Source organism: Paenibacillus sp. Y412MC10 (assembly GCF_000024685.1).
Classification (GTDB): Bacteria; Bacillota; Bacilli; order Paenibacillales; family Paenibacillaceae; genus Paenibacillus_AQ; species Paenibacillus_AQ lautus_A.
On record NC_013406.1, the window covers coordinates 2,134,456 to 2,151,182 of the forward strand.

General features: G+C 52.3%; 14 protein-coding genes. All 14 read left to right on the top strand.

Features of this window, described 5'->3' with window-relative positions; all coding sequences use genetic code 11:
* Nucleotides 1-50 precede the first annotated feature (50 nt).
* Nucleotides 51-1,535, top strand: coding sequence for a UDP-N-acetylmuramoyl-L-alanyl-D-glutamate--2,6-diaminopimelate ligase (locus GYMC10_RS09085; RefSeq protein WP_015734233.1), 1,485 nt, complete (start codon nucleotides 51-53; stop codon nucleotides 1,533-1,535).
* A complete protein-coding gene (gene murF, locus GYMC10_RS09090; protein ID WP_015734234.1) occupies nucleotides 1,535-2,956 on the top strand; it encodes a UDP-N-acetylmuramoyl-tripeptide--D-alanyl-D-alanine ligase in 1,422 nt (473 codons plus the stop codon). The genes GYMC10_RS09085 and murF overlap by 1 nt, the downstream gene beginning before the upstream one ends.
* A gap of 4 nt (nucleotides 2,957-2,960) precedes the next feature.
* The gene (gene mraY, locus GYMC10_RS09095; protein ID WP_009590845.1) at nucleotides 2,961-3,926 is read left to right on the top strand and encodes a phospho-N-acetylmuramoyl-pentapeptide-transferase; all 966 of its coding nucleotides are present in this window, start codon (nucleotides 2,961-2,963) and stop codon (nucleotides 3,924-3,926) included.
* A gap of 3 nt (nucleotides 3,927-3,929) precedes the next feature.
* Entirely contained in the window at nucleotides 3,930-5,363 is a 1,434-nt protein-coding gene (gene murD / locus GYMC10_RS09100; RefSeq protein ID WP_015734235.1) for a UDP-N-acetylmuramoyl-L-alanine--D-glutamate ligase, read from the top strand.
* A gap of 49 nt (nucleotides 5,364-5,412) precedes the next feature.
* Nucleotides 5,413-6,510 carry a stage V sporulation protein E gene (gene spoVE / locus GYMC10_RS09105; protein ID WP_009589659.1) on the top strand — a complete coding sequence of 366 codons (1,098 nt, stop codon included), beginning with the start codon at nucleotides 5,413-5,415 and terminating at the stop codon, nucleotides 6,508-6,510.
* A 5-nt stretch (nucleotides 6,511-6,515) separates the two neighbouring features.
* A complete protein-coding gene (murG, locus tag GYMC10_RS09110; RefSeq protein ID WP_015734236.1) occupies nucleotides 6,516-7,625 on the top strand; it encodes an undecaprenyldiphospho-muramoylpentapeptide beta-N-acetylglucosaminyltransferase in 1,110 nt (369 codons plus the stop codon).
* Between the two features lie 157 nt (nucleotides 7,626-7,782).
* Complete coding sequence (murB, locus tag GYMC10_RS09115) at nucleotides 7,783-8,688, top strand: UDP-N-acetylmuramate dehydrogenase (protein WP_015734237.1); 906 nt, start codon at nucleotides 7,783-7,785, stop codon at nucleotides 8,686-8,688.
* Between the two features lie 16 nt (nucleotides 8,689-8,704).
* Nucleotides 8,705-9,988, top strand: a complete 1,284-nt coding sequence (murA, locus tag GYMC10_RS09120) for a UDP-N-acetylglucosamine 1-carboxyvinyltransferase (protein WP_015734238.1) — start codon at nucleotides 8,705-8,707, stop codon at nucleotides 9,986-9,988.
* Between the two features lie 58 nt (nucleotides 9,989-10,046).
* A complete protein-coding gene (locus tag GYMC10_RS09125) occupies nucleotides 10,047-10,802 on the top strand; it encodes a cell division protein FtsQ/DivIB (protein ID WP_015734239.1) in 756 nt (251 codons plus the stop codon).
* A 215-nt stretch (nucleotides 10,803-11,017) separates the two neighbouring features.
* Nucleotides 11,018-12,301, top strand: a complete 1,284-nt coding sequence (gene ftsA, locus GYMC10_RS09130) for a cell division protein FtsA (RefSeq protein WP_009589690.1) — start codon at nucleotides 11,018-11,020, stop codon at nucleotides 12,299-12,301.
* A gap of 57 nt (nucleotides 12,302-12,358) precedes the next feature.
* Nucleotides 12,359-13,486 carry a cell division protein FtsZ gene (ftsZ, locus tag GYMC10_RS09135; protein WP_009589569.1) on the top strand — a complete coding sequence of 376 codons (1,128 nt, stop codon included), beginning with the start codon at nucleotides 12,359-12,361 and terminating at the stop codon, nucleotides 13,484-13,486.
* A 388-nt stretch (nucleotides 13,487-13,874) separates the two neighbouring features.
* Entirely contained in the window at nucleotides 13,875-14,888 is a 1,014-nt protein-coding gene (spoIIGA, locus tag GYMC10_RS09140; protein ID WP_049788794.1) for a sigma-E processing peptidase SpoIIGA, read from the top strand.
* 169 nt (nucleotides 14,889-15,057) lie between these two features.
* On the top strand, nucleotides 15,058-15,780 hold the full coding sequence (sigE, locus tag GYMC10_RS09145; protein ID WP_009589674.1) for an RNA polymerase sporulation sigma factor SigE: 723 nt from the start codon (nucleotides 15,058-15,060) through the stop codon (nucleotides 15,778-15,780).
* Between the two features lie 77 nt (nucleotides 15,781-15,857).
* Entirely contained in the window at nucleotides 15,858-16,640 is a 783-nt protein-coding gene (gene sigG, locus GYMC10_RS09150; protein ID WP_006209087.1) for an RNA polymerase sporulation sigma factor SigG, read from the top strand.
* Nucleotides 16,641-16,727: the final 87 nt, after the last annotated feature.

Sequence of the window (16,727 nt, forward strand, 5' to 3'; positions counted from 1 at the left end):
GTCGGCAAGCGAAGGGCGGATGATGCAGATATATAGAGAGAGGGATAACAATGAACTTAAAGCAATTATCATCCGTATTGGCCGCTGCTGTTATCGAGGGATCCGGAGATGTTGAAATTACGGGGATAGAAACAGACTCAAGACAAGTAAAACCGGGGGATTTGTTCATTTGCCTGCCGGGCCATACGGTGGATGGACACCAGTTTGCAGCCCAGGCCGCCGGCAAAGGCGCCGCGGCGCTGGTCGTTGAACGCAAGCTGGAGGTTGACCTCCCGCAGGTGATCGTGAAAGACAGCCGCTTCGCGATGGCGGGTTTGGCGAATGCCTTTTATCATCAGCCGAGCTCCCGCATGAAGATGATCGGCGTAACCGGTACGAACGGCAAGACAACGACAACGTATTTGATCGAGACGATCATGAACGATTTCGGGTTGAAAACCGGATTGATCGGCACGATTCAGATGAAATACGGCGGCCAGTCCTTCCCGATGCCGAGAACGACGCCCGAGGCGCTGGAGCTTCAGCGTTACTTGAACGATATGGCCAATGCAGGCACCGAGTGCTGCGTGATGGAGGTATCCTCGCATGCGCTCGAACAGGGGCGCGTGAAGGGAACGGATTTCCGGACGGCCATCTTCACGAACCTGACCCAGGACCATCTGGACTATCATCACACGATGGAAGAATACCGCGGCGCAAAAGGGTTATTTTTCTCCCGGCTGGGCAACGCTTTTGCCAAGGATGAATCCGCGCGCAAATATGCCGTCCTGAATGCGGATGACGATGCTTCGGCATATTTCGCCAAGCAGACCGCGGCGGAAGTGATTACCTACGGTTTGGGTGAAGATGCGGATGTGCGGGCGAGCAATATATCGATCACCGCGCAAGGCACCTCGTTCCATGTGGATACGTTCCGCGGCAGTGCGGACATTTCGATTCGAATGGTAGGGAAATTCAACGTGTATAACGCCATGGCTGCGATCGCGGCAGCGCTCCTGGAAGGTGTGCCGCTCGAAGATATCAAGAACAGCCTGGAATCCGTTCCCGGAGTCGATGGCCGCGTAGAGGTCGTGGATGAAGGCCAGCCGTATGCCGTGATCGTGGATTATGCCCATACGCCGGACGGACTTGAAAATGTGCTCCGCACCGTCAATGAATTCGCGGAAGGCCGGGTGCTCACCGTTTTCGGCTGCGGGGGCGACCGGGACCGGACCAAACGGCCGATCATGGGTAAAATCGCTGCGAAATACAGCGACGTTGTATTCGTAACTTCCGATAATCCCCGTACCGAGGATCCGGAGTTGATATTGAAGGATATCGAGGCCGGATTGGTTGAGGACGGTGTGGCAACCGAAAGCTACAAGCTCATCGTCGATCGCCGGAAAGCGATCGAAAAGGCTATTGAAATGGCAAGCCCGGGCGATGTAGTATTGATTGCGGGGAAAGGTCATGAGACCTATCAGCTGATTGCGGGCGAAGTGCTTGATTTTGACGACCGCATCGTAGCCAAAGACGCGATAAGGGGCAGACAATAGTGATCCATAAATCATTAAAGAGCATCGCCGACATGTGCGGCGGAACGCTCTCACGTAACCAAGATGACAACATCATCATTCAAGGAGTCGGCACCGACTCCCGAACCATACAGCCGGGCAACCTGTTTGTTCCGATTGTCGGCGAGAAGTTTGACGGGCATGAATTCGTGGAGAGCGTGCTCGCCGGCGGAGCCGGCGCGGCATTCTGGCAGAGGGATCATCAGCCGGTTCCCGCCGACCTTCCGCTCATTTTCGTGGAGGATACATTAAAGGCGCTCCAGTCGCTTGCGGCGGCCTATTTGTCCGAGAGCAGAGCCAAGGTGGTGGGCATAACCGGCAGCAACGGCAAAACCACCGTGAAGGACATGGTCTCGGCACTGCTTGAAACCACGTATAACGTTCACAAAACGCAAGGCAATTATAATAATCATATCGGGCTTCCGTTAACCGTGCTGGCCATGAAGGAAGACACCGACATTATCGTGCTTGAGATGGGCATGAGCGGACGTCATGAGATCGAGCTGCTCTCGAACATAGCCCGCCCGGATTTGACCGTGATCACCAATGTCGGGGAAGCGCATTTGCTGCAGCTCGGTTCCCGGGAAGAAATCGCACGGGCCAAGCTTGAAATTATCAGCGGCATGAAGCCCGGGGGTTTGCTGATCTATCATGGGGACGAACCGCTGATCCGCCAGGTGCTTGCTGAAGAGGCAACGGTGAAGCCGGAGGGGCTGCGTACGTTTACGTTCGGAAATCAAGATACCAATGACGATTATCCGACGGGACTCATGTTCCATGCCAGAGGAATCATATTTACTTCGAGCCGGCATGCAGGCGAAGGCTTCAGCCTGCCGCTCCTCGGCCGCCACAATGTGGTAAACGCCCTGGCAGCCATGGCCGTGGCGACCCATCTGGGCATCGGCGATGAAGCCATTCGCAGCGGGTTCGCCCATCTGAAGCTGTCGAGCATGCGGATCGAAGCCGTAGAGACCGCGTTCGGGGTAACCGTGCTGAACGATGCCTACAATTCCAGCCCGACGGCGGTGAAGGCGGCTGTAGACGTGCTTGGCGATATGAAGGGTTACCGCCGCCGGATCGCCGTGCTCGGGGACATGCTGGAACTTGGTCAGCGGGAAGAGTCATTCCATGCCGAAATCGGAGAGTATTTATCTCCGGACAATGCGGATCTGGTATTCACCTACGGTCCGTTGTCTCTTCATACGGCGAATAAAGCGAAAGCCCGCTTCCCGGAAGGGGCCGTGCTTTCTTTTACGGATAAAGAAAAGCTGATCGAAGCCCTGCTGGAGCAGGTTACGGAGAAGGATATCGTATTGGTGAAAGCCTCGCGCGGCATGAGGCTGGAGCACGTGGTTGATGCCTTGAAGGCACTGCCGGGCAGCAACAACGGAGTGAGGGGGTGAGCGGATGGACTTTCAATTGCTGTTATTGACAATCGGTGTAGCGTTTGTGCTTGCGGTGATATCGGCTCCGCTGCTCATTCCGCTGCTGCGGCGTATGAAGTTCGGCCAGCAGGTCAGGAACGACGGTCCGCAGAGCCACTTGAAAAAAGCCGGGACGCCAACGATGGGCGGCGTCGTCATTCTTCTAGCTTTTACGCTGACTTATATTAAATTTTCGCCTGTCGATACCGATTTCTACGTGCTGATCGTAGCCACGCTCGGTTTCGGTTTGATCGGCTTTCTTGACGATTACATCAAGATCGTGTTTCGCAGATCATTAGGACTTACGGCCCGGCAGAAGCTGTTTGGACAGCTTCTGTTTTCCGGTATTATGTGCTGGCTGTTGATTTCCAACGGCCACAGCACGGCAATCAGCGTACCCGGCATGGATTGGTCCTTTGATTGGGGCCCATGGTTCTATTATCCGTTCATCGTGGTCATGATGCTTGCAATCAGCAACGCGGTCAATTTCACCGACGGATTGGACGGCCTGCTGTCCGGCGTCAGCGCGATTGCCTTTGGCGCCTATGCCATCGTCGCGATCCAGTCCACCTCGTTCGCGGCGGCGTTCTGCGCGGCTGCCATGATCGGCGCGGTGCTCGGGTTTCTGGTATTTAACGCTCATCCCGCGAAGGTGTTCATGGGAGATACGGGTTCTTTAGGCATCGGCGGTGCCATCGGCGCCATTGCCATCGTAACCAAGAGCGAGCTGCTGTTCCTGATCATTGGAGGGGTCTTCGTCATCGAGATGCTATCTGTTGTGCTTCAGGTGATCTCCTTCAAAACCCGGGGCAAACGAATATTCAAAATGAGCCCGATCCACCACCATTACGAATTGTCCGGGTGGTCGGAGTGGCGCGTTGTTTTTACATTTTGGGCCGTGGGACTGGTACTTGCGGGACTCGGACTCTATATCAACAAGGGGTTGTAACATATGAAGCAGCTAGATGATTATCGGGGTAAGCATATCGTGGTGTTGGGTCTTGCCAAAAGCGGAGTGCAGGTAGCCAAGGTGCTGCATCAAGCCGGCGCCTACGTCATCGTGAATGATCGAAAGGAAAGAGAACAGTGTCCTGAAGCCTCGGAGCTCGAGGCTTTGGGTATTTCTGTTATTTGCGGCGGGCATCCCGATGAACTCATTCATCCCGGCGTGGCGCTCCTTGTCAAAAACCCGGGAATTCCATATTCGGTCCCGCCTGTCCAAAAGGCGATCGAGCTTGAAATTCCTATCGTGACCGAAGTTGAAATCGCCTATCGCTTGTGTGAAGCTCCGATGATCGGCATCACGGGCTCGAACGGCAAAACAACCACGACGACTTGGGTAGGCAAGCTGCTGGAAAACGCCGGCCTTTCTCCGATCGTTGCCGGCAATATCGGCACGCCCCTATCCGAGGCCGCTGCGACAGCCACCGAACATGACTGGATGGTCGTGGAGCTGAGCAGTTTTCAGCTAAAAGGAACGGAGGCGTTCCGGCCGCGCATTTCCTGCCTCCTCAACGTGACGGAAACGCATCTGGATTACCATGGCGGAATGGATGATTATGTGGCATCCAAAGCCAAGCTGTTTGCCAACCAGACTTCGGAGGATACCGCTGTGCTCAATTGGGATGATCCCGTGTGCAGAAACCTTGTCCCGTATATCAAGGCGCACATCGTGCCTTTTTCGATGAGCGAGAGCCTTCGTGAAGGGGTTCACATCACGCCGCCATATGCTCCCGGTGCCCAGGATTCGGACGAAGACTGTCAGGGGCGCAGAATCATTTATACAGACGGCGAAGGGTTTACCCATGAGATCATCCGTGTGGAGAACATCGGACTGCCGGGAAGATTCAATGTGGGGAACGCAATGGCCGCTTGTGCCATCGCCATAGCGGCGGGCGTTGCCCCCGATAAGCTGGAGGAAGCTTTGTCCAGCTTCCGCGGCGTTGAGCACCGCCTGGAATTTGTGGCGGAGCTTCAAGGCGTATCCTATTACAACAATTCCAAGGCAACCAACTCCAAAGCGACGCACATGGCTTTGACCTCGTTCAAAGAACCTGTCGTTTTGATCGCGGGGGGGCTTGACCGGGGCTCAGATTACGAGGAGCTGATTCCATCCATGCAAGGGCGGGTGAAAGCGGTCGTGCTTCTTGGCGAAACCAGGGAGAAAATCGCGAACGCTGCCGCCAAGGCCGGATTAAAGGACATCATCCTCGTCGATAATGGGGAGGACGCCGCTTCGACATTGACCTCGGCTGTCCGGAAGGCCGCCGGGCTGGCGGAGAGCGGAGACATCGTTCTCCTGTCCCCCGCGTGCGCGAGCTGGGACATGTTTCCTTCCTATGAGACGCGAGGACGCATTTTTAAAGAGGCGGTGCATAACCTTTAAGTAGGGGGGTGGAAAAGCCCCTACTAAGGATGTACGAGGTGGCCTTTCCATGAACAAGAACCGCCAGGCGCCCGATCTGTGGCTGCTTATCTGTATTTTGGCCCTGCTGGCCATCGGAATCGTCATGGTATACAGTGCAGGCTCCGTCCTCGCTTTTCATGACTATGGCGATAAGTTTTATTTTGTGAAGCGTCAGCTGTTTTTTGCCTGTCTGGGGCTTGCTGCCATGTACTTCACATCGAGGATCGATTTTCGGGTTTGGAAGAAATACAGCAAGATTGCGCTGCTGGTCTGCTTTTTTTTGCTGATTATCGTACTAATTCCAGGCATCGGCGTTGTTCGCGGCGGAGCCAGAAGCTGGCTCGGCATCAGCTCGTTCGGCATTCAGCCCTCCGAGTTCATGAAGCTGGGCATGATTCTGTTTCTATCGCGCTGGCTTAGCAAGCAAGACTATGATATTACATCATTTACCAGGGGGCTGATGCCGCCGCTAGGTTTGATCGGACTGGCATTCGGGCTGATCATGCTCCAGCCTGATTTGGGTACGGGCGCCGTTATGCTCGGTGCTGCGATGATGATCGTATTTACGGCAGGAGCACGGATGAAGCATCTGGGCTTTCTCGCTTTAGGCGGGATAGCCGGATTCATAGGCTTGATTCTGACAGCGCCCTACAGGCTGAAGCGGATAACCGGCTTTCTCGATCCATGGTCCGATCCGCTCGGCGCAGGCTACCAGATCATCCAATCCCTCTATGCGATAGGGCCGGGCGGACTCGGCGGACTCGGACTAGGCATGAGCCGTCAGAAGTACGCTTATGTGCCTGAACCGCAGACTGATTTTATTTTTTCGATCCTGGCCGAAGAGCTGGGGTTCATCGGCGGCTTGATTGTACTGCTCTTGTTCGCCGCCTTGGTGTGGCGGGGCATGAGGGTGGCCATGACGGTTACCGACGGCTTTGGCAGTCTGCTGGCCGTAGGGATCGTAGGCATGGTCGCCATCCAGGTCGTCATCAATATCGGCGTCGTTATCGGTTTGATGCCGGTGACAGGGATTACGCTGCCGCTCATCAGTTATGGAGGCAGCTCGCTGACGCTGATGCTGACGGCGCTCGGCATTCTATTAAATATTTCCCGTTATGCGAGGTGAAGGGTATGCGTGTCGTTTTGACCGGCGGCGGAACGGGGGGGCATATTTACCCCGCCGTTGCCATAGCAAGACAATGTGAGAAGGAAGATCCGAAGTCGGAGTTTTTATATATCGGAGGCGAGCGAGGCCTCGAAAGCAAGCTGGTGCCCCAAGAGAAGCTGCCGTTCGAGAGCATCGATATCACGGGGTTCCGGCGCAAGCTGTCGATGGACAACGTGAAGACGATCATGCGTTTTTTCAAAGGCGTGAAGCGATCGAAGGCCCTTCTGAAGGAGTTTAAGCCCGATGTCGTGATCGGGACGGGCGGATATGTGTGCGGCCCTGTCGTTTACGCCGCCGCCAAGCTGGGAATACCGACCATGATTCATGAGCAGAACGCGATTCCGGGCCTGACCAACCAATTCCTCAGCCGATATGCGGATACGGTTGCCGTCAGTTTTGAAGGAACGGAGTCTTCTTTTCCTAAAGCCAAAAGAACGGTATATACAGGAAATCCACGTGCGACAACGGTTTTATCCGCCAATCGTGAACGTGGATTTGCTACGCTCGGCATTCCGGTGGACAGCCAGGTCGTTCTGATCGTCGGCGGAAGCCGGGGAGCCAAGGCGATCAATAACGCGATGATCGGGATGGCGCCGTTCATTCACAAGCTGCCGAACGTCCATTTTGTATTTGTTACGGGCGATACGTATTTCGAGAATACGCGGGAATCCATTCGGTCCCAGCTCGGCACCATGCCGAATCATCTTCATATTTTGCCCTATATTCATAATATGCCGGAAGTGCTTGCGGCTACTTCGCTGATCGTAAACCGTGCGGGAGCCTCATTCCTGGCGGAAATTACATCGCTTGGCATCCCATCCGTCCTTATACCATCACCTAACGTCACCAATAACCACCAGGAGGCGAATGCGAGGCAATTGGAGGAAGCGGGAGCATCCAGCATGATTTTGGAAAAGGACTTGACGGCTGAATCGCTGTTCCGAAAGCTTGAGGAGATCATGACCAACCGCTCTGCAAGAGAGTTGATGTCTGCGGCTTCGAAAAAGCTCGGCAAACCGGACTCGGCGGCCGTCATAACCCAAGAAATCCGCCGGTTAACCGGCAAACGCTAAAACGGCTGGGCGATTGTCACACACCTATGGAGCCTGACATAAGATACTCTATAATCGTGACACACCCATGAGGCCGGCATTACTGACAGCGGCCATCTCTTCATCCAGTTGAAGGAATGGCCTTTTGGTTTTGAAAGTCAAGGGAGGTTTATTTAAAATGCAGCAGTGGAAATCGCTACTATCAGAGGCCAATGTCGGAGCAGTGTTATGGAATGAACCGCTGGCAAAATATACGACATGGAAAATAGGCGGACCAGCCGATTGCCTGATTGTTCCTGAGAACAAGGAACAGCTCAAGGAACTGGTCACTCTTCTCCATGCCCATCACATACCTTGGACACAGCTGGGCCGCGGTTCAAACATGCTGGTTGCCGATAAAGGAATTCGGGGAGCGGTCATCAAGCTGGGCCAGGGTTTTGAGGAGCTTCGTTTTGACGGAGAGACGGTAACTGCAGGCGGCAGTCTGTCTTTTGTCAAACTTAGTGTTCTGGCCGGAAAACAAGGATTATCCGGGCTCGAATTTGCCGGAGGCATTCCTGGATCGGTCGGAGGGGCCGTCTACATGAATGCGGGTGCCCATGGGTCTGATGTGTCACGCATATTCAAGTCCGCTGACATTGTACTGGAAACAGGGGAATTGGTTACGTATGCTGCGAAAGATATGGCGTTTGATTACCGACACTCCATTCTGCATGAACGAAAAGGGATTGTGACTGAAGCGGTATTTGAGCTCCGTCAAGGAGACCGCAAGGAGATTACAGCCGTTATGGCCTCCTATAAGGACCGTCGCCGGCGTACGCAGCCACTCCAATCCGCAACGGCAGGCAGCGTATTTCGAAACCCGCCCGGCGACCATGCGGCGAGGTTGATCGAGGCTGCCGGTCTCAAGGGCCTGCGGATCGGAGGCGCGGAAGTTTCTTTACAGCATGCCAATTTCATCGAGAACACCGGTCAAGCGACAGCAGAGGACGTGCTCGCTTTGATGGAACGCATCAAGGAGACCATATCGGAGAAGAACGGAATTCAAATGGTGCCTGAGGTGTACGTTCTGGGCGAGCGGTAAACTCGGAGGTGATACATTGGACAAATTGGTGATTGAGGGCGGAAGGCCCCTATCAGGAACCATACGTATCCATGGAGCAAAAAATGCAGCTTTACCTATTCTAGCAGCAAGTCTTCTTGCAGAAGGGACTGTAAGATTAAGCAATGTCCCGCATCTGCTGGATATTGAAGTGATGCTCAGCATTCTCGGCCGTCTCGGCTCCAAATGCAAGCATGAGCTGGAGACGGTGACCGTGGATACCTCGTCGGCCAATTCGTTTCATGTCCCGGAAGATTTAATGAAGCAGATGCGATCCTCCATCTTTTTGATGGGACCTCTGCTGGCCCGTTTTGGCGAAGTGACGATCTACCAGCCCGGAGGCTGCGCGATCGGAGAACGCAAGATCGACCTCCATCTTAAAGGATTGCAGGCGCTTGGTGCGGAAATCGAGGAGAGCAACGATAAGATCCATTGCAGGGCCAGCCGTTTGATCGGAACCGATATTCATCTGGATTTTGCCAGCGTGGGGGCGACGGAGAATATCATGATGGCAGCTGCAACGGCGCTCGGCACGACGGTGCTCACCAATGCCGCGAGAGAACCTGAAATTCAGGACCTTCAGCATTTCCTGAACAAAATGGGAGCGAACATTATCGGGGCAGGAACGGATACCATAACGATCCATGGCGTGGAGCGCCTGGAGCCTTGCGAGTATGAGATCATTCCGGACAGGATCGTAGCCGGAACTGTCATGATCGCAGCAGCGGTTACCCGCGGCAGCGTAACGCTTACAAAGACCAATCCGTCCCATTTAACTTCCCTTATACATGTGCTGAAGCGCGCCGGTGTTCAAACCAGTATATGCAATGATATAATAAATATAAGCTGCATGAGCCGTCCTAAAGCTGTGGAACGAATCGTGACTTCGCCGTATCCTTCTTTCCCGACTGATTTGCAATCCCAGGTCATGGTCTTGCTGTCCTTGGCGGACGGGTTTAGCGTGATGAAAGAGACGGTATTCGAAGGACGGTTCAAGCATGTGGAGGAACTCTCCCGCATGGGGGCGGACATTTCTACGGATCTGAACTATGCGTTCATACGCGGCGTTCAGAGAATTTACGGAGCCACCGTGGAAGCAACCGATCTTCGGGCTGGAGCGGCGCTCGTCATTGCCGGTTTGGCCGCGCAGGGAACGACCGTGGTGGAGCAAGTTCACCATATTGATCGCGGTTATGATCGTATTGAAAACATGTTCCAAGGTTTAGGCGCACGGATCTATCGTCAGACGCCGGTGCCAAAGCCGCTAGATTTAGCCAATTGAGGTCCTGAGCATCCCCTCCAAGAGGAGGGGATAACAGGTCTTTATGGAGAGAGTGGATATGTCCAAGACACATATGCCTGTCCTGAAGCAGGACAAGCCCAAACCGAAAACGGCCAAAAAAATCATATGGATTCTTTTGCTGCTGTTTGCAGCTCTGCTGACGATCTTGTTTTTCCGGTCGTCGGTCAGCCAAGTTACCGAGATTCATTTTACAGGCAATACGTTTAATACAAATGAGCAGCTTACCAAGCAAAGCGGACTTCACATCGGAGACCAATACTTTGGCGTCGACCCAACACTCGTGCAGGAGCGCCTGATGGAGCTGGGCACGATTAAGACAGCCGAAGTGGTCAAGAGCTTTCCCGGCGAAGTCAGTATCGTGGTGACGGAACATCCTACGGTTGCCTATGAGCTGTCCGATAGCGGAGAGCTCCAAGCGATTCTGTCGAGCGGTACCTCGGTTCCCGTCACGGCCAGCGGCATTGCCGTGGAGAAGCCGATTCTGACTAATTGGGAAGCGAACGACCCCAACAAGGCCAAGCTCAGCAAAGTACTTGCCGAGATTCCGGGCAGCCTGACTTCGGACATTTCGGAGATCATGCCATCGCCAACGTTATCTTTTCCGGATCGGATCAAGATGTATACGCGTTCCAAATTCGAGGTCATTACTTCGGTTTCCTTGCTCCGTGACAAGGTAGAGTACTTGAATCAGGTTACCGAAATAGAGCGGCCGGGTGTGATTACGATGCTGGAAGCCGATTCTTACGTGCCGTTTGAAGAAGAAGTTGGAGAAGACGCCGAGGAAGGGCAATAAACCCCTACTCAGGCATAGGAATAAATGGTACAATTGAAAGTATTGACAACTTGTTTCGGCTCTTCTTTTTTGAATGACTTTTACGGCCTGTTATAGCAAATGTTGGCAGTAAAAAAAATGTTGAAAAAAGAGGGAAAGACCCGCGAGTGTTGAATAAGTAGAAATGTATTCTTTATAATCAAAATTAATTTGCTAAAAACAGGAGGTGCCAGGGCTTGAGCAACAATGACATCATTGTTAGTTTGGACATCGGTACATCCAAAGTTCGTGCTATTATTGGGGAAGTTAATAATGGAACCTTTAATATTATTGGAGTTGGATCTGCCGACTCGGAGGGAATTCGCAAAGGTGCAATTGTAGATATCGACCAGACCGTACAATCCATTCGCAGCGCTGTTGATCATGCGGAGCGTATGGTCGGTATTCAAATATCCGAAGTTTATGTCGGCATATCTGGAAATCATATCGGACTTCAATCCAGCCACGGCGTTGTGGCAGTATCGAACGAGGATCGCGAAATTGGTGAAGAGGACATTGACCGCGTGCTGAAGGCAGCGGAAGTCGTTGCGCTTCCTCCCGATCGTGAAATTATCGATGTGGTTGCTAAACAGTTTGTAGTTGACGGTTTGGAAGGAATCTCTGATCCGCGAGGAATGATCGGCGTAAGGCTGGAAGTGGAAGCGACGATTATAACTGGCGCCAAAACGGCAATACATAACCTGTTACGCTGCGTGGAGAAATCAGGTCTGAAAGTGAAGGATCTGGTGCTGATTCCGCTTGGTGCGGGCCAGCTGGCCTTGTCCAAGGACGAGAAAACGATGGGGTCCGTGCTGGTCGACGTCGGAGCGGGCTCAACCACGCTGGCTGTGTTCGAGGGAGGCAGCATTGCCGCAACCTCCACGCTTCCGGTAGGCGGAGATTTCGTGACGAATGATATCGCATACGGCCTGCGAACGCTGACGGATCAAGCAGAGAAGGTTAAACTGAAGTACGGGTGCGCGCTGATCGAGAGTGCCGCACACGAAGTAACGTTCAAGGTAACGAGAATTGGAAGCAATGTGGACAAGGAGTTCACTCAAGAGGATCTGGCAGCTATCATAGAACCTCGCGTTCAGGAAATATTCCAATTAGTGCGCCAAGAAATCAAGCGCTTGGGTTACAGTGAGCTTCCTGGTGGTTATATACTTACTGGGGGCACTATGTCCATGCCTGGTGTGCTGCAGGTGGCACAAAATGAGCTGGCGACTTCCGTACGGATTGCGGTTCCCGATTTTATCGGTGTTCGTGATCCGGGATACTGCAGCGGAGTCGGCATCCTCCATAATGCAATCCGGAACGTACGCGTACGGAATACAGGAGGAAGCAACAACAGCAGCGGAAATAGCAAGAAACCGGTGAACCGCGCTAAGCAGCAAAATCCTGTCGCAGCAACTCAGGAGACCAGCCAGAAGCCGGGATTTATTGAACGCCTGAAAAAGATGTTCAGCGAGTTTATATAGCGGATTCATTCGACTGTGGACGTGCCATCCACGCACATTGAGGGGGAGATGGATTAGATGTTGGAATTTGATTTTGAAATGGAGAGCTTAGCTCAAATAAAAGTAATCGGAGTAGGCGGCGGCGGAAGCAACGCCGTTAACCGAATGATTGAAAATGGTGTGCAGGGCGTTGAATTCATTACGGTCAATACGGATGCTCAGGCACTCCACCTTGCAAAATCCGAACATAAACTGCAAATCGGGGACAAGCTCACTCGCGGTCTTGGTGCCGGCGCCAATCCTGACGTAGGCAAGAAGGCTGCGGAAGAATCCCGTGATTTGATCATGAACACCCTGAAGGGTGCCGATATGGTATTCGTTACAGCCGGTATGGGTGGCGGTACAGGTACTGGAGCTGCGCCAGTCATCGCTGAAATTGCTAAAGAGTGCGGGGCATTAACGGTTGGGGTTGTCACTCGTCCGTTTACGTTCGAAGGACGCAAGCGTGCTTCCCAAGCGGAGCTTGGCATCGAAGCATTGAAAGAGAAAGTGGACACACTCATCGTCATTCCGAATGATCGCTTGCTGGAGATCGTGGATAAGAAGACACCGATGCTGGAAGCGTTCCGAGAAGCAGATAACGTATTGCGTCAGGCCGTTCAGGGCATTTCTGATCTGATCCAAGTGCCGGGTCTGATCAACCTTGACTTTGCCGACGTGAAAACGATCATGACAGAACGCGGCTCGGCTCTGATGGGTATTGGACTGGCTACTGGTGAAAACCGTGCCTCCGAGGCTGCCCGCAAGGCGATCATGAGCCCGCTGCTTGAAACCTCAATCGAAGGTGCCCGCGGTGTGATCATGAATATCACGGGAGGAACCAATCTTTCCTTGTATGAAGTGAATGAAGCGGCCGAGATTGTAACATCTGCTTCCGATCCGGAAGTGAACATGATCTTCGGTGCGATCATTGAGGAAAGCATGAAGGATGAAATCAAGGTCACGGTTATCGCTACCGGCTTTGAGAGCAAGCCTTCTCCAATCCCGCCGGGACGTCGTCCTGCAATGCCGCAAGGGGAACAACAGCAACAACAGCAGCCGGAAACGGACAAGAGTAATGTGAATCTGAAGCCGTTTGGCAATCAGAGCAATGATCAGCTTGATATTCCTACTTTTCTTCGCAATCGTACCCGTAATAATGATTAATAACGGTAAGCCTGTGCTTCGTCATCATGATGAAGACAGGCTTATTTTTATAACCAAGCCTCGTCATCTTCCTTTTGTTTCATTTACAAGGCCAACAGCTGATGCTGTCACACTTTCACGAATGAAAGCCCAATCAGCAATTACTGGGGAAATTACGGATATTCCCCGAGCCTTCCTGCCAAGATAGAGATCGCCGATAACGCTAAGAGGCTGCTCTTGGTACAGGTCTCTAAAAACTGCCCTTCATCGACAAAAAAAGTCCGAAATCCGCCCACAGGTTTAGACAGACTTTGAATTCTATTCTTCTTATACTAGTAACATCTCCCATAGCCCAGAATTCAACAGAAGGATAACGGTAGAGGATTCTTCGACTAGGCAGGTGAACAACCTGGTTGTTTATATTGATCTCATATTTTTGGCAAACCTCGTCATTGACGCCGTTTTGCTGGCTTTGACCGCCTGGATGCGGAGAGTGAAGCCAACATGGTGGAGGCTTGCATTATCCTCTGTGATCGGCGCTCTGTATGTCGTCATGATGTTTGTCCCGCAATTGTCGTTTTTGTTTACCTTTCTCATCAAGTTTGGACTATCGTTGATCATGCTGTGGGTGGCTTTCGGCTTTGTGAGCTTGCAGAGTTATCTTCGGAATTTGGGAGCTTTTTACATGGTGAATTTTGCCGCTGCCGGTGGCATTATCGGTTTTCATTACTTGGTCCAAAATTCGGGAGAGTTGTTCAGCGGGATATGGTATACGACATCGGGCGGGCTATCCTTTGAATTGAAGGTGGGATTCTGGTTTGCGTGCATTACCTTTTTTGTAGTTGTATTCGCGTTTAAAGCCGTTCAGACCACGAAACGAAAAACCGAGAACCGGGAAGCCTTGTTGGGAGAAGTGTCCGTATGGATCGGCAGCGCCAAAATAGGCTGTGTGGGTCTGCTTGATACTGGTAACCAATTGAGCGATCCCTTGACACGCACGCCGGTTATGGTGATGGAAGCAGAACTATGGGAAGCCTACCTGCCCCAGGGATGGAGCAAACAGCTGATGGAGGGGGAACCGGACAAATTAATCATGGGGCTGGCGGCAGAGGAATTCGAATGGCAGGACCGCCTGCGGCTTGTTCCGTATCGCGGCGTCAACCGGGGGGCTGCATTTATGCTTGCGCTGAAGCCTGACATGGTACGAGTCGAGCTGGGGGGATTTGAATACACGGCATCCAAGGTGCTGATTGGTCTTGACGGCGGGACTCTTTCGGGAGACAGGGCATACAGGGCCATCATCCATCCGGCGTTGACGGAAGGTGAGGGGACGCCGAAGAATGCACAACCTGCCATAACGGGCGATTCGCAGAATCATGAGGCGACCGGTCTGAAATCAGGCGAAGCCAAGTCTGCAGGATAATGACAGGTGAAGCCATTTTCATAGTGTTCGAGTCTGTGACCCAACGTTCGAGCGATGGATAAGTCTTTGAAAATCTTCATGAAAATCCATCCTTTCCGGATTAGAAGCCTAAAGATGATCTTTATGAAGTCAGTTAAACCTTCGGGAAAACGCATTAGGAGGATAAGAGATGCCCGTTAAATGGAGATTAGCGTTGCAGCTGCAGTATTACCGCGTACTTTTTATGCTGGGTTTGAAGAGTCAGGAAATCTACTATATCGGAGGAAGCGAGGCGCTTCCGCCTCCGCTAACGAAAGAGGAAGAGGAGTTCTTGCTCAAAAAGCTACCTACCGGCGATGCGGCCACCCGGGCCATGCTGATCGAACGTAATCTGCGTCTGGTCGTTTATATCGCCCGCAAATTCGAGAACACCGGCATTAACATCGAAGATTTGGTATCGATCGGTGCCATCGGATTGATTAAGGCGGTGAATACGTTTGACCCCGAGAAAAAAATCAAGCTGGCCACGTATGCCTCGCGCTGCATTGAAAACGAAATTTTGATGTACCTGCGCCGGAATAACAAAACGCGAAGCGAGGTCTCTTTCGACGAGCCGCTGAATATCGATTGGGACGGCAATGAATTGCTCCTGTCCGACGTATTGGGCACCGAGAACGACACCATCTACCGCAACATCGAGGAGCAGGTCGACCGGAAGCTGCTGCAAAAAGCACTCGATAAATTGAGCGACCGGGAACGCATGATTATGGAGCTTCGTTTCGGCCTGCAGGACGGGGAAGAAAAGACGCAAAAAGACGTGGCAGACCTGCTTGGAATCTCGCAATCCTACATTTCCCGATTGGAGAAGAGAATCATTAAACGGCTCCGCAAAGAATTCAACAAGATGGTGTAACTGGAAATCGCAAGGAATAAAATAACCCCCCTCGGAGATAATGTACAGTAATGTTTCTCCTTGGGAGGTTAGTCATCATGACGCGAAACAAAGTTGAAATTTGTGGTGTGGATACGTCAAAACTGCCTGTTCTGACGAACGTGGAAATGAGGGAGCTGTTTCATAATCTGCAGCAGAACAATGAACGGTCTGCCCGAGAAAAATTGGTGAACGGCAACCTGAGACTGGTGCTCAGCGTCATCCAAAGGTTTAACAATCGGGGAGAGTTCGTTGATGATCTGTTTCAGGTAGGCTGCATCGGATTGATGAAGGCCATCGACAATTTTGATTTATCGCAAAATGTTAAATTTTCCACTTATGCCGTACCGATGATTATCGGAGAAATACGTCGATACTTAAGGGACAATAACCCGATTCGCGTCTCCCGATCACTGCGCGATATTGCCTACAAGGCACTTCAGGTCCGGGATCAGCTGACCAATGCGAATTCGCGTGAACCAACGATTTTTGAAATTTCCGAAGCGCTGAATGTGCCCAAGGAAGACGTTGTTTTTGCACTCGATGCCATTCAAGATCCCGTTTCGCTGTTTGAGCCGATTTATCATGACGGTGGCGATCCGATATATGTGATGGATCAAATCAGTGATGACAAGAACAAGGATGTGTCCTGGATTGAGGAAATCGCTCTCCGGGAAGCGATGCACAAGCTCGGGCAGCGCGAAAAAATGATTCTGTCCATGCGGTTTTACGAAGGCAAAACCCAGATGGAAGTTGCCGATGAAATCGGTATCTCCCAAGCCCAAGTGTCGCGCCTGGAGAAGTCGGCGATCAAGCAGATGCAGAAACACGTCAAAACTTAAGAAGGCCAGCAATCAAACGAACAGACAACGATCCCTTTTATGGGGTCGTTTTTTTCGTTTTAAATAAGCTATTTTACCCAAAGGGAT

Excerpts from the sequence above, each read along its gene's own strand:
- murG (WP_015734236.1), top strand. The coding sequence starts at position 6,516 with ATGCGTGTCGTTTTGACCGGCGGCGGAACGGGGGGGCATATTTACCCC.
- murD (WP_015734235.1), top strand. The coding sequence starts at position 3,930 with ATGAAGCAGCTAGATGATTATCGGGGTAAGCATATCGTGGTGTTGGGT.
- murB (WP_015734237.1), top strand. The coding sequence starts at position 7,783 with ATGCAGCAGTGGAAATCGCTACTATCAGAGGCCAATGTCGGAGCAGTG.
- GYMC10_RS09085 (WP_015734233.1), top strand. The coding sequence starts at position 51 with ATGAACTTAAAGCAATTATCATCCGTATTGGCCGCTGCTGTTATCGAG.
- sigG (WP_006209087.1), top strand. The coding sequence starts at position 15,858 with ATGACGCGAAACAAAGTTGAAATTTGTGGTGTGGATACGTCAAAACTG.
- sigE (WP_009589674.1), top strand. The coding sequence starts at position 15,058 with ATGCCCGTTAAATGGAGATTAGCGTTGCAGCTGCAGTATTACCGCGTA.
- mraY (WP_009590845.1), top strand. The coding sequence starts at position 2,961 with ATGGACTTTCAATTGCTGTTATTGACAATCGGTGTAGCGTTTGTGCTT.
- spoVE (WP_009589659.1), top strand. The coding sequence starts at position 5,413 with ATGAACAAGAACCGCCAGGCGCCCGATCTGTGGCTGCTTATCTGTATT.
- ftsZ (WP_009589569.1), top strand. The coding sequence starts at position 12,359 with ATGTTGGAATTTGATTTTGAAATGGAGAGCTTAGCTCAAATAAAAGTA.
- GYMC10_RS09125 (WP_015734239.1), top strand. The coding sequence starts at position 10,047 with ATGTCCAAGACACATATGCCTGTCCTGAAGCAGGACAAGCCCAAACCG.